At 72.8% G+C, this 19,845-nt stretch carries 17 protein-coding genes; 3 read left to right on the top strand and 14 right to left on the bottom strand.

Features of this window, described 5'->3' with window-relative positions:
* Nucleotides 1-8: 8 nt before the first annotated feature.
* From GCL84_RS24160 to GCL84_RS24140, 5 genes are all read right to left on the bottom strand, one after another.
* Nucleotides 9-1,448, bottom strand: coding sequence for a serine/threonine-protein kinase (locus GCL84_RS24160; protein WP_156757844.1), 1,440 nt, complete (start codon nucleotides 1,446-1,448; stop codon nucleotides 9-11).
* Between the two features lie 235 nt (nucleotides 1,449-1,683).
* Nucleotides 1,684-2,547 carry a hypothetical protein gene (locus GCL84_RS24155; RefSeq protein WP_156757843.1) on the bottom strand — a complete coding sequence of 288 codons (864 nt, stop codon included), beginning with the start codon at nucleotides 2,545-2,547 and terminating at the stop codon, nucleotides 1,684-1,686.
* A gap of 193 nt (nucleotides 2,548-2,740) precedes the next feature.
* Nucleotides 2,741-3,748, bottom strand: a complete 1,008-nt coding sequence (locus GCL84_RS24150) for a hypothetical protein (RefSeq protein ID WP_156757842.1) — start codon at nucleotides 3,746-3,748, stop codon at nucleotides 2,741-2,743.
* 86 nt (nucleotides 3,749-3,834) lie between these two features.
* Entirely contained in the window at nucleotides 3,835-4,140 is a 306-nt protein-coding gene (locus tag GCL84_RS24145) for a hypothetical protein (protein WP_156757841.1), read from the bottom strand.
* 124 nt (nucleotides 4,141-4,264) lie between these two features.
* Nucleotides 4,265-4,573 carry a chorismate mutase gene (locus GCL84_RS24140; RefSeq protein ID WP_407924429.1) on the bottom strand — a complete coding sequence of 103 codons (309 nt, stop codon included), beginning with the start codon at nucleotides 4,571-4,573 and terminating at the stop codon, nucleotides 4,265-4,267.
* 281 nt (nucleotides 4,574-4,854) lie between these two features.
* On the opposite strand from GCL84_RS24140, the gene pcrA reads away from it, so the two are divergent.
* Complete coding sequence (gene pcrA / locus GCL84_RS24135; protein ID WP_156757839.1) at nucleotides 4,855-7,230, top strand: DNA helicase PcrA; 2,376 nt, start codon at nucleotides 4,855-4,857, stop codon at nucleotides 7,228-7,230.
* 74 nt (nucleotides 7,231-7,304) lie between these two features.
* Here the strand turns inward: pcrA and purH are convergent, their stop codons facing one another.
* The 8 genes from purH to GCL84_RS24095 form a co-directional block, all read right to left on the bottom strand.
* A complete protein-coding gene (gene purH, locus GCL84_RS24130; protein WP_156757838.1) occupies nucleotides 7,305-8,870 on the bottom strand; it encodes a bifunctional phosphoribosylaminoimidazolecarboxamide formyltransferase/IMP cyclohydrolase in 1,566 nt (521 codons plus the stop codon).
* Complete coding sequence (gene purN, locus GCL84_RS24125) at nucleotides 8,867-9,496, bottom strand: phosphoribosylglycinamide formyltransferase (protein WP_156758103.1); 630 nt, start codon at nucleotides 9,494-9,496, stop codon at nucleotides 8,867-8,869. The genes purH and purN overlap by 4 nt, the downstream gene beginning before the upstream one ends.
* Before the next feature lie 62 nt (nucleotides 9,497-9,558).
* Nucleotides 9,559-10,980 carry a cell division protein PerM gene (locus tag GCL84_RS24120; RefSeq protein ID WP_156757837.1) on the bottom strand — a complete coding sequence of 474 codons (1,422 nt, stop codon included), beginning with the start codon at nucleotides 10,978-10,980 and terminating at the stop codon, nucleotides 9,559-9,561.
* A 103-nt stretch (nucleotides 10,981-11,083) separates the two neighbouring features.
* Nucleotides 11,084-11,764 carry a DUF5336 domain-containing protein gene (locus tag GCL84_RS24115; protein ID WP_156757836.1) on the bottom strand — a complete coding sequence of 227 codons (681 nt, stop codon included), beginning with the start codon at nucleotides 11,762-11,764 and terminating at the stop codon, nucleotides 11,084-11,086.
* 217 nt (nucleotides 11,765-11,981) lie between these two features.
* Nucleotides 11,982-12,869: a succinate--CoA ligase subunit alpha gene (sucD, locus tag GCL84_RS24110; RefSeq protein WP_156757835.1), complete on the bottom strand. Its 888-nt coding sequence runs from the start codon at nucleotides 12,867-12,869 to the stop codon at nucleotides 11,982-11,984.
* A gap of 6 nt (nucleotides 12,870-12,875) precedes the next feature.
* Nucleotides 12,876-14,042: an ADP-forming succinate--CoA ligase subunit beta gene (sucC, locus tag GCL84_RS24105; RefSeq protein WP_156757834.1), complete on the bottom strand. Its 1,167-nt coding sequence runs from the start codon at nucleotides 14,040-14,042 to the stop codon at nucleotides 12,876-12,878.
* Between the two features lie 142 nt (nucleotides 14,043-14,184).
* Nucleotides 14,185-14,460, bottom strand: a complete 276-nt coding sequence (locus tag GCL84_RS30340; protein ID WP_156757833.1) for a hypothetical protein — start codon at nucleotides 14,458-14,460, stop codon at nucleotides 14,185-14,187.
* A complete protein-coding gene (locus GCL84_RS24095; protein ID WP_156757832.1) occupies nucleotides 14,457-16,247 on the bottom strand; it encodes a hypothetical protein in 1,791 nt (596 codons plus the stop codon). The genes GCL84_RS30340 and GCL84_RS24095 overlap by 4 nt, the downstream gene beginning before the upstream one ends.
* A 581-nt stretch (nucleotides 16,248-16,828) precedes the next feature.
* On the opposite strand from GCL84_RS24095, the gene GCL84_RS24090 reads away from it, so the two are divergent.
* The gene (locus GCL84_RS24090; RefSeq protein WP_197523485.1) at nucleotides 16,829-17,668 is read left to right on the top strand and encodes a M23 family metallopeptidase; all 840 of its coding nucleotides are present in this window, start codon (nucleotides 16,829-16,831) and stop codon (nucleotides 17,666-17,668) included.
* Between the two features lie 70 nt (nucleotides 17,669-17,738).
* The gene (locus GCL84_RS24085) at nucleotides 17,739-18,851 is read left to right on the top strand and encodes a serine hydrolase domain-containing protein (protein WP_156757831.1); all 1,113 of its coding nucleotides are present in this window, start codon (nucleotides 17,739-17,741) and stop codon (nucleotides 18,849-18,851) included.
* A 24-nt stretch (nucleotides 18,852-18,875) separates the two neighbouring features.
* Here GCL84_RS24085 and GCL84_RS24080 read toward each other — a convergent pair whose 3' ends face one another.
* The gene (locus GCL84_RS24080) at nucleotides 18,876-19,766 is read right to left on the bottom strand and encodes an IS982 family transposase (RefSeq protein WP_156755756.1); all 891 of its coding nucleotides are present in this window, start codon (nucleotides 19,764-19,766) and stop codon (nucleotides 18,876-18,878) included.
* Nucleotides 19,767-19,845 lie beyond the last annotated feature (79 nt).

Raw genomic sequence — 19,845 nt, 5'->3', positions numbered from 1 at the left:
CTCCTGGCTCAGGGGGACTGGGGGTTGGCCACGTTGTTGGCATTGCCGCTGCCCGTGCCACTGCCTGAGCCGCTGCCCGTGCCGCCGTCCCCGCCGCCGCCCGGGTTGGTGGGCGGCGGGGTCGTGGGCGGCGGGGTCGTCTCCGGCGCGCTGGGCTCGGTCGTCGGCTTGCTCGGCGGCGTCGTCGGCTTGCTGGACGCGGTGCTCGGCGGCGGTGGGGGCGTCGAGGTGGGGGTCGAGGTGGGGGTGGGGGTGGATGTCGGGGTGTCCTCGGGGATCGGCCGCGGTCGGGTCGTCGTCGACGTCGTCGTCGTGGTGGGCGCGGTCGTCACGACGGGCACCTGGTTGGGGTTCGTCGGCGAGGTCGGGGTGTCGGCGGCGTCGTCCTGGGAGTTGATCATCACCCAGGCGCCGACGGCCAGGATCGCGGCCACGGCGGCGCTGGCGAACACCAGCGGTCGCGCCGACTTGGCCGCGGTGGGCGGCGGGGCCGCGGCGATGGTGCCCGGCCTGCTGCGGGTCGCCGGGGAGTCGAGCCTGCCGGTGGCGCCGCCCGCCCCGACCAGCCTGGTGGCGTCGTCGTCCGGCGCGGGTGCGGCCAGTGGCGGCGGCACGGTGGGGCGCTCGCCCCTGGCCACGGCGGCCAGCAGGTCGCGGGCCTTGGCCGCGGTCGGCCGGTCGGCGGTCTCGGGGGCCAGCAGCGCGATCAGCACGTCGGTCAGCGCACCGGACTGGACCGGGTCGTTGATCTTGCCCGAGGCCACCGCGTGCAGCAGGCCCAGGGTGTTCTCGCTCAGGCCGAAGGGCGGCTCGCCCTCGACCGCGGCGTAGAGGGTCGAGCCGAGCGAGTAGACGTCGGAGGCCGCGGCGGGCTCCCGGCCGATGGCGACCTCGGGGGCCAGGTAGGCCGGGGTGCCCGCGATCAGGCCGGTCTTGGTGACGGTGACGTCGTCGGTGGCCCGGGAGATGCCGAAGTCGGTGATCTTGACGGTGTGCCCGTCGTCGCCGAGCAGGATGTTGCCCGGCTTGATGTCGCGGTGCACGATCCCGGCGGCGTGCGCGGCGGCCAGCGCGGCGGCCACCTGGGTGCCGATCCTGGCCACCTCGGTCACCTCGAGCGGGCCGCGCTCGTTCAGCGCGATCGCCAGGCTCTCCGACGGCAGGTACTCCATGACCAGGCACGGCACGCCGTCGTCGTCGACCACGTCGAACACCGCGATGGCGTTCGGGTGGTGCAGCCGCGCGGCGATGCGGCCCTCGCGCATGCACCGGGCCACCGCCTCGTCGGCCTCTTCCTCGGGCAGGCCGGGCGGCAGCAGCAGCAGCTTGACCGCCACCGCGCGGTTGAGGCGCTCGTCGTGCCCCTGCCAGACCACGCCCATCGCACCGCTGCCGATGCGCCGATCCAGCCGGTAGCGCCCGGCGATCAGCCGGCGTTCCTCGCTCATCCCGACCGGAACCTCCCTCGCCCGCGCGACGCTCGGGCCCTACGACACATGGTCCGGACTCCCGGCGCGCCATGGTCGGCGCACGCCGGGCGCGCCGCCGTCCGACGGGGTGTCCGACTGGTCCAGGTTAGGCCCTCACGCACCGCGCACGAACGCAGTCCCGAACGCGCCGGGCAGGTGGACCAACGGCTACATGTTGTCACAATGGCCCCGCGGCGGAGGACGCGACAGGTGATCAGCTCGACTGCGCGGCCACCAGCTCGACGCCGGTGATCTGTTGCGGGACGCCGGGACTGACGGTGAGTAGCTGGCGGATGCGCAGGTGCGTCCCGTCCGCCGACGTGATGGTCAGCACGGCCAGCACCCCGCGGTCGGTCAGCTCGGCGGATTCCAGGCGCACGACCACCGACCGGAACGCCGCGTCGAACTCCTCCGGCCCGGTGCCCAGCCGGTCGCCCGCGAGCAGCTCGTAGGCGGCGGCCGGGTCGGTGCGGACCAGGCCGTAGAACTCGCGCACCAGGTCGTCCGGGCGGACCACGGGCCGGGGCGTCGCGCTCGACCGCGCCGGGTCGGTGCCCGGGTCGGTCGCCGCGACGGACGGCCTGTCACCGGTCGCGGCCGGTGGCGGGCTGGTCCCGGCCAGGGCGGCGCTGAGCTGGTCGGGCAGCAGCGCCCGCTCCCCGGTGATCCGCGAGGCCGGGGGCGGGGGCCCGTCGGAGCCCGCGCGCTGGTCGGCCACGATCGCGGCGGCGGTCACCGCGCCCGCCAGCGCGACCACGGCGATCCCGAGCACGGAGGCCTGGGCGACCCGGCTCGCGCGTGAGGACCGCCTGACCGGCGCCGCTTGCGCCGCCTGCGCGTCGACGACCCTGGTGAACTGCTCGGTGGCCTGCTCGTCGACGGCGGGGTGCGGGTGGCCGAGGACGCCAGCGAGATCGATCACCGCGGGCTGGGTGGCGGTCGGCTGCTCGCGCGGGTCGACCGACCGGGGATCGCCACCCGCGCCCGCCCGCGGGCGCACACCGATGAGCTCCGTTGCCCGGACCGCCCCGGTGCGCGGTCTGCGCCGCCCCGGGCTGCCGGTCTTCGGACGGTCCACTGCCAGTCGCCCTCCGCTGTCGGTGTCAGGCATCACGTCTTGATGAGCGTCACTCGTACCGGGATGGTGGCCGCTACACCAGTCTTTCTTGACGGTTCACCTGATCGGGGAGATAACTGACGGTCAAATTCACTCCAACAGAGCAAGGATGACTCTCCGCGATCATTTCTATCCTGCCAGTCGCGACCGCGGGTCAACTTCCGGGTCGCTCGGAGGTGATCTTCGGGTCCGCGCCGCTGGTGAAGGTGAGCCGCCGGTCGACGGTGGACACGCTGCCGTCCTCGCCGGTGACCCGCAGCGTCGCCGTGGTGGTGCCGCGGGCCGGGTCGATGACCATGCTCTGCACGTCGACCCGCTCCACGGCGGCGTACCTGGCCTCGATGGCCTGCGGCCCGGCCCGGCGCATCGACCCGGAGGTCAGCTCGTAGGCCGCGGCGGGGTTCTCGGCCACCTGGCGGAAGTACTGCTCGGTGCGGTCGCCCATGGCCTGCGCGTCGGTTTCCTGGGCCAGCAGGACGGGGCTGTGGACGGTCGTGCGCGTGGGCGCGGCTGGGCGCGCGGACGTCGTGGCGGTGGGGCCCGCGGAGCCGGTTGGGGCGGTGGGGTCGGCGGGGCGGGAGCCGGTGGGGACCGGGGCGCCGTCGGCGGTCCCGCTCGGGCTGGGCGCGGGGGGCGCGCTCGCCTGCCCGGTGGTGCTCGGCGCGGTCGACCGCTCGGAGCGGGGCCGCGAGATCTGCCCGGGCGGGTTCGTGGTGTTGGGGACGACCAGCGGCACGCCGCTGGGCAGGCCGGGCAGCGCGTCCACCCGGCCGGGCTCGCGCGGCGCGCTCATCAGCGCCACCGCCGCCCACGCCATGCCCGCGACCACCAGCGCGGAGGCGCCGACCGAGAACCAGGCGGCCCGCCGCCACGAGCGCGGCGCGGTGACCGAGGCGGGGACGTGGCCGAGGTCGAACTTGGCCAAGCCGGTCGGCGTGCGCCGCCCGGCCGGCTCGTCGGGGACCAGCAGCACGGGCGTCGGCAGCACCAGCGTGTCCGCGAACGGGTTGACCCCGTCCCACCCGGGGTCGGGGTCCACCGCGGGGAAGGCGGCTGCGGGGTAGGGGTCGTCCAGGCCCGCGCTGTCCGGATCGTGCTCCGGGAAGCGCGGTGGCGCCTCGGTCAGCCGGTGCCTGCCGGGTCTCGCCCTGCGCTCAGGCATGCGGGCAGCGTCGGTCATTTGCCTGCCGATCGCACGTCCGGCGGCTCGGTCCGGCCCTAGATCACACCTTCGTGTGAATTAGCGGGTCAGTTCTGGTTGCCGTAGCGCCTGCGCACCTTCGACAGCGAGTTGGAGGCCACCACCGCCGACGCACCGCCGATGATGACCGCCAGCACGTCCAGGAACGTGCCGCCCGCCGAGAACAGCCACGCGACCAGCGTGCCCGCCGCCGCGGCGCCCGCCACCGGCCACTGCGCCTTGACGTCCCGGGACACCGCCGACCCGCTGGCGCCCTTCTTGTTCGCCGCGGACCCCAGCAGTGCCAGGTAGCCCACGTTCCCGACCACCGCGATGGCGGCGATGATGACCACGATCAGCGCAATCAGACCCATGTCCGACAGTCTGCCGGACCAGCGGGCGCGGGGAACGGGGGAAACCCCGAAATCGACCCTGAATTCGCGCGGCGGCCGCCGGGCGGGTGGGCGGACCCGGTTTCCCGGGCCCCGTCCGACCCGGTCAGCGGCCCATCCGGCCGCGGCCCATGTCCAGCAGGGCCATCGCCAGGGTGCGGCCCGCCGGGCCCAGGTCGCGGTACCGGGCGAGCACGTCCATCTCCCGGTTCACCACGATCCGCGGCCCGCCCGCGGCCATCCTCGCCATCCCGATGGTCTGCGAGACCTCGGCGCGGCGCTTGACCAGCCGCAGGATCTCCTGGTCGAGGAAGTCGATCTCGTCGCGCAGCGCCGCGACCTCCTCGGGCTGCGGCAACTCCACCTTGGTGGTGTCGGGCACGGCGGCCTGCTGCTTGGGCGTGTTGTCGGTCATCGGGCTCATCGCGGTCCTCGGCATCTGTCGCGGGAGGGACGGCCCCGGGGGACGGAAAAAGCCCCGGGTCCGCGGACTCCGGGGCTTCATCGTGTTTGGTGCCGCCTACGCCAACACGGGAGCCGGAGTCCGGGTCCCGTAGAAAAAATCGATGTGGGGCAGCACCCCGCCATCGTCGCACACGCCCACCGCTGTCGTCGACCGCGCTTCCCGATCCGTGGGAACACCCGTGCGACCACTTGTCGAGGTCTGTCAGTCCCCCCGGGTACCGTGGTCGGACGATGGAAGCCCTCTTCGACCTCCCCGCCGAGCCCCACGCCGCGCCGCGCCCCGCCACCGGGCCGGACGCGCTCCTGGAGGGCCTCAACGACCAGCAGCGCCGCGCCGTCGAGCACACCGGCAGCCCGCTGCTGGTCGTCGCGGGCGCCGGGTCGGGCAAGACCCGGGTGCTGACCCGCCGCATCGCCTACCTGCTGGGGGCGCGGCACGTGCACCCCGGCCAGGTGCTGGCGATCACCTTCACCAACAAGGCCGCCGCGGAGATGAAGGAGCGGGTGGCCGAGCTGGTGGGCCGCCGGGCCAACGCCATGTGGGTGTCGACCTTCCACTCCATGTGCGTGCGGGTGCTGCGCCGCGAGGCCAAGACCCTCGGCATGACCTCGAGCTTCTCCATCTACGACTCCGACGACTCCAAGCGGCTGATCACGCTCGTGGCCCGCGACCTCGACCTGGACCCCAAGCGGTACGCGGCCCGGTCGCTGGCGGTGCACATCTCCAACCTCAAGAACGAGCTGATCGACCCGGAGACCGCGGCGGGCAACGCCACCAACGACCTGGAGCGCCGGGTCGCCGAGGTCTACGTCGAGTACCAGCGCAGGCTGCGCGAGGCCAACGCGATGGACTTCGACGACCTGATCATGCGCACGGTCGAGCTGCTGCAGGGGTTCCCGGACGTCGCCGAGTACTACCACCGGCGGTTCCGGCACGTGCTGGTCGACGAGTACCAGGACACCAACCACGCGCAGTACACCCTCGTGCGCGAGCTGGTCGGCTCCGGTGGCGGGGACGACCCGAACACCGTGCCGCCCGCCGAGCTGTGCGTCGTCGGCGACGCCGACCAGTCGATCTACGCCTTCCGCGGCGCGACCATCCGCAACATCGTCGAGTTCGAGCGCGACTACCCCGACGCCACCACGGTGCTGCTGGAGCAGAACTACCGCTCCACCCAGAACATCCTCGCCGCGGCCAACGCCGTCATCTCCCGCAACACCGACCGCCGCGACAAGCGGCTGTGGACCGCGCTCGGCGACGGCGAGAAGATCGTCGGCTACGTCGGCGACAACGAGCACGACGAGGCCAACTTCATCGCGGGCGAGATCGACCGGCTGGTGGACGCGGGCGCGGCGAGCAACGCCGACATCGCCGTGTTCTACCGGACCAACAACCAGTCGCGGGTGTTCGAGGACATCTTCATCCGCCTCGGCCTGCCCTACAAGGTCGTCGGCGGCGTGCGCTTCTACGAGCGCCGCGAGATCCGCGACGCCGTGGCCTACCTGCGCGTGCTGGCCAACCCGGACGACACGGTGAGCCTGCGCCGCATCCTCAACGTGCCCAAGCGCGGCATCGGCGAGCGCGCCGAGGCCTGCGTGGCCCTGCACGCCGAGCGCGAGCGCGTCTCGTTCAACGACGCCCTGCGCGCGGCGACCGAGGGCAAGGTCGCCATGCTCAACCCCCGCTCGCAGCGGGCGATCTCCGGGTTCGTCGAGCTGGTGGACGGGTTGCGGCGGTTCGTCGACGACGGCCAGGACGTGGCCGAGGTCCTCGACGCCGTGCTGGACCAGACCGGGTACCGCGCCGAGCTGGAGGCCAGCGACGACCCGCAGGACGCCTCCCGCCTGGAGAACCTCACCGAGCTGCTCACCGTCGCCCGCGAGTTCGCCGACCTGCCCGACGCCCCGGAGGACGACGCCCCCGAGGGCTCGGCCCCCATCGAGACCACCGGGCCCGCCGCTGGGACGTTGGCGGCGTTCTTGGAGCGGGTGTCGCTGGTCGCCGACGCCGACCAGATCCCGGATGACGAGGAGGGCGGTGGGGTGGTCACGCTGATGACCCTGCACACCGCCAAGGGCCTGGAGTACCCGGTCGTGTTCAGCACCGGGTGGGAGGACGGGATCTTCCCGCACATGCGGGCGCTGAGCGACCCGGTGGAACTGGCTGAGGAGCGGCGGCTGGCGTACGTCGGCATCACGCGGGCTCGGCAGCGGCTGTACTTGTCGCGGGCGCTGGTGCGGTCCGCGTGGGGGCAGCCCATGCAGAATCCGGCCTCGCGGTTCTTCGACGAGATCCCGGACGAGTTGATGGACTGGCGGCGGGTGGGGCCGGAGCGGTCTTCGCCGGTGCGGGCCACGACGTTCGGTGGCGGGTCGCGGTCGGCTTTCGGGTCTCGGGGATCGCGTTCCCAGGCGACCGCGGGGTGGAAGGACGCCCCGGCGCTGGTGCTCGAGGTCGGGGACCGGGTCAACCACGACAAGTACGGGTTGGGGACTGTGGTCGCGACCGACGGGGTGGGGCCTCGGGCTACCGCGACCATTGATTTCGGGACCACGGGGACCATTCGGTTGATGCTGATCGGCAGCGTGCCGTTGGTGAAGTTGTGACGTGGGACTGACACGCTTTGGCTAGTGGCAAAGCAAAGGCCCCCGGGGTGTCCCCGGGGGCCTTTGCCTTGGTTCTAGTGGGCGAAGTGCCTGGTGCCGGTGAGGTAGACCGTCACACCTGCTGCCTCTGCGGCCGCTAGGACCTCTTTGTCCCGTACCGAGCCGCCGGGCTGGACGATGGCCCTGACGCCTGCCTTGGCCAGGACCTCCAGGCCGTCTGGGAAGGGGAAGAAGGCGTCTGAGGCCGCTACCGCGCCCTGGACTCGGTCGCCAGCTCGGGTCACTGCCAGTTTGGCGGCGTCCACTCGGTTCACCTGGCCCATGCCGCAGCCGACCGTGGCGCCGTTCGCGGCGATGACGATGGCGTTGGACTTGACCGCTCGGCAGGTGCGCCAGGCGAACTCGAGGTCGGCGAGGGTCTGGTCGTCCGCCGCCTGGCCGGTGGCGAGTGTCCACTTGGCTGGGTCGTCGCCCTCGGCGTTGATGGCGTCGGACTGCTGGACCAGGAGGCCGCCGGAGATGGGGCGGGTCTCGAGGCCGCCGGGGCGGGGGGGTTCGGCGGTGAGGACGCGGATGTTCTTCTTGCGGGTCAGGACCTCGATCGCGCCGTCGGCGTAGGCGGGGGCGAGGATGACCTCGGTGAAGATCTCCGCGACCTGCTCGGCCATCGCCACGCTGACCTCGCGGTTGGCCGCGATGACGCCGCCGAAGGCGCTCAGGGGGTCGCAGGCGTGCGCGTTGCGGTGCGCCTCCGCGATGTCCACATCGGACACCGCGATGCCGCACGGGTTGGCGTGCTTGATGATCGCCACGCAGGCGGCGGTGTGGTCGTGGGCGGCGCGCCAGGCGGCGTCGGCGTCGACGTAGTTGTTGTACGACATCTCCTTGCCGTGCACCTGCGTCGCGGTGGCCAGGCCCGTCGCGCCGTCGCCGCGGGTGTACAGCGCCGCCTTCTGGTGCGGGTTCTCGCCGTAGCGCAGCACCGAGCGGCGGTCGTGGGTCGCGCCGACCCAGCCGGGGAAGCCGGAGCCCTCGTCGTCCGACGCGAGCGCCGAGCCGATCCAGGACGCCACGGCCACGTCGTAGGAGGCGGTGTGCCGGTACGCCGCGGCGGCCAGCGCCTGCCGGTCGGCCAGGGTGAACCCGCCACCGGCGACCTGCTCCAGCACCCACCCGTACCGGGTCGGGTCGACCACGACGGCCACCGACGCGTGGTTCTTCGCCGCCGCGCGGACCATCGCGGGCCCGCCGATGTCGATCTGCTCCACGCACTCGTCCGGCGACGCGCCGGAGGCGACCGTCTTCACGAACGGGTACAGGTTGACCACCAGCAGGTCGAACGGCTCGATGCCCAGCTCGCCCAACTGCGCGACGTGCTCGGGGTTGCGCGTGTCGGCCAGCAGACCGGCGTGCACGCCGGGGTGCAGCGTCTTCACCCGGCCGTCGAGCGACTCGGGGAAGCCGGTGACCCGCTCGACCGGGGTGACCGGCACGCCCGCGTCGGCGATCGCCTTCGCCGTCCCGCCGGTGGAGACGACCTCCACCCCGGCAGCGTGCAGCCCGGAGGCCAACTCCACCAGCCCTGCCTTGTCCGACACGCCGATCAGCGCGCGGCGCACCGGCCTGCGGGAATCCGTCACGGGATGCTCACCTTTCGTCCGTCCACGGTGTAGCCGTTCCTGGCCATGCCTGCGACCACCTCGACCAGCAGCCGCCGCTCCACCGCCTTGATCCGTTCGTGCAGGCCCGCCTCGTCGTCACCGGGCAGCACCGGGACGGGCTCCTGGGCGATGATCGGGCCGGTGTCGACGCCCCCGTCGACCAGGTGCACCGTGCTGCCGGTGTAGCGGACGCCGTGCGCGAGGGTGTCGGCGACGGCGTGCGCGCCGGGGAACGACGGCAGCAGGGCGGGGTGGGTGTTGATGATCCGGCCGCCGAAGCGCTCGAGGAACACCGGGCCGAGGATCTTCATGAACCCGGCCGAGACCACCAGGTCCGGCTCGTGCGCCGCGACGGCCTCGGTCAGCGCCCGGTCCCACGCGGCGCGGTCCGGGCTGTCGGCGACGCGCACGCGGAAGGCGGGCACGCCCGCCCGCTCGGCGCGCGCCAGGCCCTCGGCCTTGGCCCGGTCGGAGCCGACGGCGACGACGCGGGCGGGGAAGTCCTCGTGCGCCGCCTCGTCCAGCAGCGCCTGCATCAGCGTGCCCGCCCCGGAGATCAGGACGACGAGCCTGGCCGGGGCTGCGGGCTGGTAATGGGCGCTCAGCGGGGCTCCTCGGGGCAGGGGCGGGTGCCGCACCAGCCTAAGCGGTGCCCTGTTGACCTTGGTCAGCGGCCCGAGGCGGTGTCGCGCCCGTCGTCGGTGTCGTCGGTCTTCTCGTCCTTGGGGTGCGCGGTGTCCGCGGTGTCCCCGTCGTCGACGTCGCCCGCGTCCTCGTCCGCGGACTGGTCGTCCGTTGTGGAATCCTCTGTGTCCTCGTCGTCCGCGCGGGCAGCGTCGTCCTCGGAGGTGTTGGAGTCTTCGGAGTCCTCGACCTCGTCGGGTTCGTCCTCGGTGTCGAGCGCGGGCTCGGCGACCGTCACCACCGCGGGCACGGCGCGCGGACCCGCCGTCCACGCCATGACCGCCCCGGGGATGCCGACCCAGCACACCAGCGCCAGCGACAGCCACGCCGCGCGCAGGTCGAGCGGGTGGAACGGCCCGCCGCCCAGCGACCCGCCCGCGGCGCCGCCCAGCACCGCGAACGCCATCGCCACGACCACCGCGGCCACCGCCACCGCGCGCAGCCGGGTCGTGGGCGCCACCGCGACAGCGCGCAGCGACCAGCCGATGAACACCCCCACCAGCGCGGGCAGCACGCACAGCGCCAGCCACCAGGTCGCCCCGTCCTCCGGCAGCGCGCCCAGCAGCGGCAGCCCGGGGATCGGCCCGCCGTGGAAGTCCAGGGCGCTGACCACCACCTCGCCCATGCTGAACCCGGGACCGGCGGTGAACCCGGTCGCGGCCACCACGGCGTTGGGCAGGTAGCCCAGTGACAGCAGCAGCATCCCCAGCCCGCCACCCGTGTCCTGGAGGCCGAACAGGTAGCGCACCGTCCCGAACGACCCCAGCAGCGCCACCACGACCAGCCCCGCGCCCACGGCCAGCAGCGCGGCCACGGCGATCAGCCCGGCGCGCAGACCACTGCGCGCCAACGGGTCCACGCTCTCGCGCGCCAGGTCCAGCAGCCCCGAGCGGGGCAGCACGCCGACGACGGCGGCCGCCCCGGAGACCAGCGCCGGGTAGTACAACCCCGCCAACGGGTCCACCTGGGCCGGCGAGGACGACGAGAGCAGCGCCAGCGCCAGCCCGAGTCCCGCGTGCGCGCCCGCGATGACGCCGACGATCCAGCCCGCCGTGCGCGGGCCGTCGACGCCGAGGCGCTCAGCGGCGGCGGCGGCGGTGCGCCAGACCAGCAGCGCGGCCAGCGCGGTCGGCAGCAGCGGCAACGCGCCCAGCTCACGCCCCTCGATCACCAGCGGCACCTGGTGGGCGGCCAGCCAGCCGGGGACGGCGGCGGCCAGCACCCCGCTGGTGCTGAACCCGGCCCCCGCGGCGGACGCGGTGACCACCGCCAGCACCGCGGCCACGGCGGCGTAGCCGGTCAGCAGGGGGGCGAGCGCGGCGACGGCGAGCACGCGGACCAGGGTGGGAGCGGGCGTGTCGTCCCGGGTCCGGCCGGGACGGGGACCCGGGTGCAGCAACGCCATGCCCCCACTGTGGCACCGCCGCGCGCGCCCACCTCGGAGGCACGCCGGGGCCGGACAACGGAAAAGGCGGGCCCGGGGGCCCGCCTTCACCGATCAGGAACGCTTACTGCTGGGGCTGCTGCGGGTACCCGCCCGGCGGGGTGCCCGGGGGCGTCCCGAACTGGCCCTGCTGCGGGGCGAAGGTGGTCTGCTGGCCCGGCGGCGGCTGGCCGTAGGGGCTCTGGAACTGGCCGGACGGCGGGTTGAAGCCGCCGGGCTGGCCCGGCTGCGGCGGGAACGGGTTGCTCTGCGGGTACTGCGGCACCTGCGGCTTGGGGGCCGGGGGCTTGATGACCCCGAGCTCGAACAGGTACGCGCCGACCACGACCACGAGCTGGATCAGGCCGAAGATCAGGATGAGCACCGAGCCGGTGCCCAGGCTGCCGTCGATGGCGAACACCGTGAACAGGAAGCTCAGCGCACCGCCCGCGGTCACGACCGAGGGGGCCAGGCCCAGCTTCTTGTCCCCCGGCAGGATCGCGGCCAGGTTCAGCGCGCCGCCGATGAACAGCAGCGCGGGGATCCAGCCGACCACGTTGCCGTAGAACCCGGAGCCGCCGGACCCGACCGGGGCGAAGCCCAGGAACAGGTTCAACAGGCCAAGGCCCGCGCCGACCAGCGCGAGGATCTGCGCCAGCGACAGCTTCACCCCGGGGCCTGTCGGCTGCGCCGGGGCGAAGGCGGGCTGTTGCTGCTGGCCCGGCCCGGGGTAGCCACCCGGTGCGCCGCCGCCTGGATAGGTCATCGCGTGCTCTCCTCGACTCGCTCGCCGCGTTCCGGGCGCCTTCGGTGGTCTCATCGACAGTCCGCCCGGCGTTCGGACGATTCCCGGGGTACCCCGGTTCCACCCAACGCGAAACGAATCCGTGCCGGACGGTACACCACCGCCGGCCCAGGTGATCACCCCTGCGACAGCGCGGCGGGGGCCGGGCGCCCGGCCCCCGCCGGTGTGACTGGACGCGCTACTTGGCGTTGAACAGCTCACGAGCCAGCGCCGCGGTCTCCGACGGCGTCTTGCCGACCTTGACCCCGGCGGCCTCGAGGGCCTCCTTCTTGGCCTGCGCGGTGCCCGCCGAGCCGGAGACGATGGCGCCCGCGTGGCCCATCGTCTTGCCCTCGGGGGCGGTGAAGCCCGCCACGTAGCCGACGACCGGCTTGGTGACGTTGTCCTTGATGTAGGCCGCCGCGCGCTCCTCGGCGTCGCCGCCGATCTCGCCGATCATGACGATGAGCTCGGTCTCCGGGTCCGCCTCGAACGCGGCCAGGGCGTCGATGTGCGTGGTCCCGATGATCGGGTCGCCGCCGATGCCCACGGCCGAGGAGAAGCCGATGTCGTTGAGCTCGTACATCATCTGGTAGGTCAGCGTGCCCGACTTGGACACCAGGCCGATCTTGCCGGGGCCGGTGATGTTCGCCGGGATGATGCCCGCGTTGGACTTCCCGGGGGAGATCAGGCCGGGGCAGTTCGGGCCGATGATCCGGGTCTTGTTGCCCGTGGCCACCGCGTGCGCCCAGAAGTACGCCGAGTCGTGCACCGGGATGCCCTCGGTGATGACCACGGCCAGGCCGATGCCCGCGTCGATCGCCTCGATGACGGCGTCCTTGGCGAACTTCGGCGGCACGAAGATGACGGTGACGTCGGCGCCGGTGGCCTCCATGGCCTCGGCGACGGTGGCGAACACCGGCAGCGCCTGGCCCTCGATCTCGACCTTGGTGCCCGCCTTGCGCGGGTTCACCCCGCCGACGATGGTCGTGCCGGACTTGAGCATCCGGGTCGTGTGCTTGGTGCCCTCGGACCCGGTGATGCCCTGGACGATGACCTTGGAGTTCTCAGTGAGGAAGATTGCCATCTCAGGTCACGCCCCAGCCGCGAGCTCGGCGGCCTTGTCGGCCGCGTTGTCCATGGTGTCCACAACGGTCACCAAGGGGTGGTTGGCCTCAGCCAGGATGCGGCGGCCCTCCTCGACGTTGTTGCCGTCGAGGCGGACGACCAGCGGCTTGGTGGCCTTGTCGCCCAGGATGTCCAGGGCGGAGACGATGCCGTTGGCCACCGCGTCGCAGGAGGTGATGCCGCCGAATACGTTGACGAAGACCGACTTGACGTCGGTGTCGCCCAGGATGATGTTGAGCCCGTTGGCCATCACCTCGGCCGAGGCGCCGCCGCCGATGTCGAGGAAGTTCGCGGGCTTGACGCCCTTGTGCTTCTCGCCCGCGTAGGCCACCACGTCGAGGGTGGACATGACCAGACCGGCGCCGTTGCCGATGATGCCGACCTCGCCGTCGAGCTTGACGTAGTTGAGGTCCTTGGCCTTGGCCGCGGCCTCCAGCGGGTCCTCCGCCTCCTGGTCGACCAGGTCGGCGTGGGCCGGGTGCCGGAAGCCCGCGTTCTCGTCCAGGGTGACCTTGCCGTCGAGGGCGATGACCTTGTCCTGGGGGTCGCGCACCAGCGGGTTGACCTCGACGAGGGTCGCGTCCTCGCTGACGAAGGTCTCCCACAGCTTGACGACGACCTCGGCGGCCTGGTCGGCGATGGCCTCGGGGAACTTGCCCGCGGCCACGATCTCCTTGGCCTTGGCCAGGTCGACGCCGGTGATGGCGTCGATCGCGATCTTGGCCAGCGCCTCGGGGCGCTCGACGGCCAGCTGCTCGATCTCCACGCCGCCCTCGGCCGAGGCCATGGCGAGGAAGGTCCGGTTGGTGCGGTCGAGCAGGAAGGAGAAGTAGTACTCCTCCGCGATGTCGGACGCCACGGTCACGAGCACCTTGCGGGTGATGTGACCCTTGATGTCCAGGCCGAGGATGGCCTCGGCCTTGGTCTGCGCGTCGGCCGGGTCGTCGGCGAGCTTCACGCCGCCCGCCTTGCCCCGACCACCGGTCTTGACCTGCGACTTGATGACAACGGTCTGCCCGAGCTTCTCCGCGATGGCGCGGGCTTCCTCGGGCGTGCTCGCCACGTCGCCCGGGAGGACCGGGACCCCGTGGGCGGCGAAGAGGTCCTTCGCCTGGTACTCGTACAGGTCCACTCGACAGTCTCCTGACTACGGTGTCGACGTGCTGCTGTCGGACGTCAAGAGACCCTAGCGAGGTGGGATTTCCGTTGACACGCCGCACCTGGTGAGGTAGGTCACGGGGGGTCGTGAGTTCCATCACCGGGCGTGGCGGTGCTCACCCCGGGGTGGTGTTCGCCCAGTTCAGGACCTCGTCGAGGGGGAGGGCGACAACGTCGTCCGCGTCCGCCCCGGCGAGCAGCCCGCGCACCTCGTCGACCCGCTCGCCGACAGCGACGGCGTCGGCGTCCTCCTGGAGGGCGGTGGCCACGACCTGCGCCGGTTCGGCGACCGGTCCGGTGTAGATGACCTCGACGCCCGCGTCGCGCAGCTCCCTGGCCACGGCGTGCACCTCGGCCGGGCCCAGTTCCGCGACGACGACCCGCAGCCTCACCGGCGCGCACCGCCCCTGGCCGTGCCCGTGATGAAGGCGCCGACCAGCAGCGCCGCCAGGCAGGCCAGCGCGACCCACAGGCCCGGCCCCGGGCTCGCGTCGGCGGCCCGGCCGGAGGTCAGCGGGTACTCCAGCGCCCGCACGGCCACCACCGCGGCGGCGCCCGAGAGCAGCCCGGCCGCGCGCTGCGGGCGCGACCACGGCGCCAGCGCCGCGACGGCCAGGACGACGACGAGGGCCAGCAGCAGCCCCCAGGAGGTCAGCCGGAACTGCGACCAGACGCCCGCGGGCACCAGCTCGGGCGCCCGCGTCGTCGGCGTGCCGAAGGCGCCGATGGCGAACAGCGCCGCCGCCGCGACCGGCCCGGCGACGCCGAGGTTGGCGGTGCGCTGGGTCAGGTCGACGTCGTCGCGCTCGGCCCCGCCCGCCAGCCCGGCGACCACGGCGCACGCCGCGGCCAGCAGCAGCGCGGCGATCGCGAACCACACGCCCGCCCCCGCGGTGATCTCCGCGCTCACGCCGGTGGCGGTGAACGCCGAGTCGAGGGTGGCCGCCGCGACGAGCGGCACGCCCGCCAGCGACACGGCCAGCGCGGGCCGCACGGTGGCCGAGGCCGAGGGCACGAGCACCAGCGCGGCCAGCACCAGCACGACGACCCCGGCGGGCACGAACAGCCGCTCCGCCACCGTCTCCGGCATCTCGATGCCCTCGCCGACGACCAGCTGCGCGCTGGCGGCGGCGGCCAGGCAGGCCACGCCGGTCAGCACGCCGAGGACCCCGGCGACGACGCCCAGCCTGCCCGCGGACAGGTCGACGGCGGTCTCGTCCGGGCCGCTGTCGGCGGTGTCGGCGCGGGCGGTGGCGAACACGTACAGGCACAGCAGCAGCACCGCGCCCAGGCCCAGGTACGGGCCGGGGGCCGGGTCTAGGCGCTCGACGGTGAGCCCGGCGGCGATCTGCGGCACGGTCACGGCGGCGACGCCCAGGGCCAGGCCGAGCGGCACACCCCTGGCGACCGCGGGCCGGGCCGAGCCCGCGCCGAACACGCAGGCGAAGGCGGTGACGGCGGCGAGCACGAGCATGCCCGCGCCCGCCGGGAACGGGCTGTCGACCACGTTCGCGGCCAGTTGGTAGGCGTCGGTCGAGGTGAACGGCGACAGCAGCAGGCCGACGGCGGCGACCGCGGCGGCGGCCAGCGCCACCAGCAGCGCGCGCCCTCGGGCCCGGCCGGAGCGCTCGGCGGACTCGTCGTCGAACTCGGCGGAGAACGCCGACCCCGGCACCGCGCCCGCGCGGCCCGCGGCCAGCGCGCCCGCGACGACGAGCAGCACGTGGCCCGCGACCAGCAGCCACAGCCCGGTGGCCGGTTCGAGCGGGCTCAGGCTGGTCGGCACCGCGAGCTCCGGCCGCGAGGCGCGCAGCGGGTCGACCGCCAGTTGCAGGTCCAGCAGCGCCCGGCCGGGGGCGGTCAGCGCCGCGCCGAGCAGCACGCCGCCCGCGACCACCGCGCGGCCCGCGGCGATGAAGGCGGCCGCGGCCACCGGCGGCGCGACGGCCAGCAGGACGAGCAGCGGGAAGGCGGCGAACCCGGGGGCGGGCTGGTCGCGCAGCAGACCGGCGGCGGGGCCTGCGACCTGCAGCGCGGCGGCCGCGGCCGCGAGGCCGAGGCCCGCCCACAGCCGGGTGGGGACCTCGGCGGCGGCGATGCGCTCGCCCGCCACCGCCACCGGCCGGGTCCGCGCGTCCGCCCCGGCCGGGCTCGGTGGTGTTCGGGTCCGCGAGTTCATCGACGCCAAGGTAGCAATGGTGATCGCCCGCGCGCCCCGTCAGCGCTTGCCGCGGCGGGGAATGTCCAAGTCGCCCCTCAGCTTCACACGCTTGGGTGAGTGACGTGAGCCACTTTGTCGCGCACTCTCGAACTGGTGGGTCGAAATCTGTTTGACCGGCACACGAGGATGGGTAGTAGAGAGTTGAACCTCCGGCGCGCGGAGTGGCAAGATCACTTCTGCGCGAACGGCTGTTCCAAGACGCGTGATCGCGGGCCTGGTTGCCTCCGTGAGGGCGTTTGACACGTGATGCGCGTCACAATTGCGCTGTGACTGTCGTCTTACTTTGCGTAGTAGCCGCTGGCTGTCGTGTTTTTGCCGATTCAGGCCATGTGTGGTCTTATCCGCTGCTGTTGCCCCGCTCGCCACCCCCCCGTTACTGTCCCCGGGTCCGTTGTCACAGTCCGGTCACGAACGGGATCGGGGTAGGCAGCACCACCGCCGACCCGGCCAGGTCCCCCGCCTGGTGGTCCCCGCCGCGAAGCTCGTCCCCCGCGAGCGCGGCGCACCCAGCCGGTCCCCCGAAGGCGGAAGGCTAGATCTTGTCTCGACATCGCTCCACCGGCGGTGAACAGGAGTTCACCGCACTCGACGAGGCGCTCGAACGACCCTCGAACCGCATCCGCGGCGCCCACCGGATCGCCCCGCCCTCGTCCGCCCTGCGCGGCCGGGTGGTCGTCGCCGCTGTCGCGCTCGGCGCCTTCGCCGCCGCCGCCGCGGGCCAGACCCTCCAATCAGCCGCCGCCGCGGGTGACGCGTCCGCCTCTGATGAGGTTGTCCCGTTGGCCGGTGTTCGAAACGCGACTTCCGCGATTGGCATGGGCGGCGACGCCAAGCCCCGGATCGCGGCGGGCACCACCCCCGAGCTGCTGCAGACCGACGAGGCGACCGACGCCTTCGTCGAGGCCGAGAAGATGGCCGCCACCGAGCGCGTCATCGAGGCCCGTGACCAGCGCGCCGCCGCCCGCAAGGCCGCCGAGGAAGAGGCCAAGCGGCCCAAGCTCGTCTCCCCGGCCCAGGGCACCTTCACCTCCGGCTTCGGCGCCCGCTGGGGCGTCACGCACTACGGCGTGGACATCGCCAACCGGATCGGTACCCCGATCGTGTCCATCGCCGACGGCGTGGTGGCCGAGGTCGGCCCCGCCTCCGGCTTCGGCCTCTGGGTCCGCGTCCAGCACAACGACGGCACCGTCGCGGTGTACGGCCACGTCAACGACTACGTGGTCCGCGAGGGCCAGAAGGTCAAGGCGGGCCAGTTGATCGCCCACATCGGCAACCGCGGCCAGTCGACCGGCCCGCACCTGCACCTGGAGATCTGGGACGCCAGCGGCCGCAAGATGAACCCGGTGCCGTGGCTGGCGGCCCGCGGGGTGCGCCTCTGATCTCATGCGGTCAGTCAACCGCAGGGGTCTGACAATTCCGGTTCCGCGCAGGTGGGCGTAGGTTGCCCGCATGTTCTCGGCACCCCGGCTCGACCGCTGGCGAACCCGGCTCGCGCGCACCGCCGTCCCCCTGGTCGCGGCCGTGGACCGCGCGGGCGAGACCCACGTGACCTGCACTGGCGGGCTCACCCGGGACTCGATCTTCCGCATCTCGTCCATGACCAAGCCGGTCACCGCCGTCGCGGCCCTGTGCCTGGTCGAGGACACCGTTCTGCGCCTCGACGACCCGGTCGACCCCTGGCTCCCCGAGCTGGCGGGCGTCCCGGTCCTGCGCTCGCTGTCCGGACTGGACACCGAGCCCCTGGCCCGCCCCATCACGGTCCGCGACCTGATGAACTCCACCTTCGGCCACGGCCAACTCCTCGACGGCCCGGACGTCTACCCCGTGCAGGCCCTGCTGGCGGACGCGGGCTTCCCGGTCGGCCCCCCGCGCCCCGACGAGACGCACGCCCCCGACGAGTACATGGCGCGACTGGGCTCGGTGCCGCTGATGGCGCAGCCGGGCTCCCGGTGGTTCTACAACACCGCCTACGACGTGCTGGGCATCCTGGTCCAGCGGGCCGCGGGCGCCTCCCTCGGCGCGTTCATGCGCGAGCGCGTCTTCGACCCGCTCGGGATGGTCGACACCGGTTTCTCCGTCGACCAGGCGGACCTCCCCCGCCTGAGCACCAGCTACCTGGGCGACGACGTCTTCGACCCGCCCGGGGGCGCGTGGTCGCGGCCTCCGGCCCTGGAGTCGGGCGCGGGCGGCCTGGTGTCCACGGTGGACGACTACCTGCGCTTCGGCCGAATGCTGCTCGCGGGCGGCGGGGACGTGCTGTCACCCGCGTCGGTCGCCCTGATGACCTCGGACCAGTTGACCGACGAGCAGAAGGTCGACACGGGCTTCCTGGACTTCACGGCGTTCACCTGGGGCTTCGGCGTGTCGGTGGTCCTGCGCCGCACCGACGTGTTCATGTCGCCGGGCCGCTTCGGCTGGGACGGTGGCCTGGGGACTTCGTCCAGGATGGACCCGGAGCTCGACGTGACCACAGTCCTGCTCACCCAACACCTCTGGACCTCCCCGGCGGGCCCCAGACTGGCCCACGACGCCGACGTCCTCGCCTACGGGGCTCTCGCCTAGATGAGTGATTCCGTGAAGTTGGTGTTAGTGGTCGTAGGTGGTCAGTGATCGTTTGCTGGTCAGGCCGGTGTTCCAGTTGTGCCAGATGGCGGTGGCCATGGCGAGCAGGCGTTGGGCGATGCGGGTGAACACCCCTGCGGGGGTGCGTCCGCCGTGTGCTTCGAGGTCGAGTTGGCCTTTGAGGGTCTGGTTGACCGATTCGATGCGTTGGCGGATGCCGCCGAGGTTGCCGTTGCGGTAGGTCTCGTCCTTGCGGTCGGGGCGCAGCAGGTCAAGCCCCATGGCTTCGGTCGGGTTCTTGAAGGCTTTCCCGGCGAATCCTTTGTCCGCCAGCAGGATTTGGCCTTCGCGGATGAGGTGGTGGTCGCGTTCGAGCAGGGCGGCGAGGACTTCGCGTTCGCCGAGTTTCGGGGTGGCCAGGCACCACATGATCGGCATCCCGTCGCCGGCGCAGACGAGGTAGAGCTTGAGGCCCCAGTACCACCGGGAGTGTGACGCGCAGTAGCCGTAGCCGGCGTGTCCGGCCAGGTCGGAGCGTTTCACCGTTTCCCGGGACATGCCGCAGGGCACGGGGGTGGCGTCGGTGATCCACAGGTCGTCGAACCACGACGGGCAGCACGCGGCCAGGGTCATGATCGCCTTGCACAGCAATGGTTGCGCTGTTTTCAGGCGTTTGTGGTAGCCGGACTGGGTGAGCATCGCGGGGAACATCTCCCGCCATGCGGGGTTGGTCCGGATGTGGCGGATCCAGCGGCGTTCACTGTGGTGACGTTGCAGCACCTGGGCCACGGCCAGGGTGATCAGCTCACTGTCGGTCAACACTGGTCGGCGGCCACGCCCGGTGCGGGGCGGCACGACATGGTCATCGATGAGCACGTAGAGTGCGGTCAGGAGGGTGTTCAGTTCTTTCGTCACACATTGATCTTGAACACCCTCCTCCCACGCGGTGACACCGACCCGCCTCACACCACCTTCACGGAATCACTCATCTAGG

Source organism: Actinokineospora pegani, from assembly GCF_009745975.1.
Taxonomy (GTDB): Bacteria; Actinomycetota; Actinomycetes; order Mycobacteriales; family Pseudonocardiaceae; genus Actinokineospora; species Actinokineospora pegani.
Note: the sequence above shows the minus strand (reverse complement) of the source record. Positions and strands in the feature narration are given on the sequence as shown.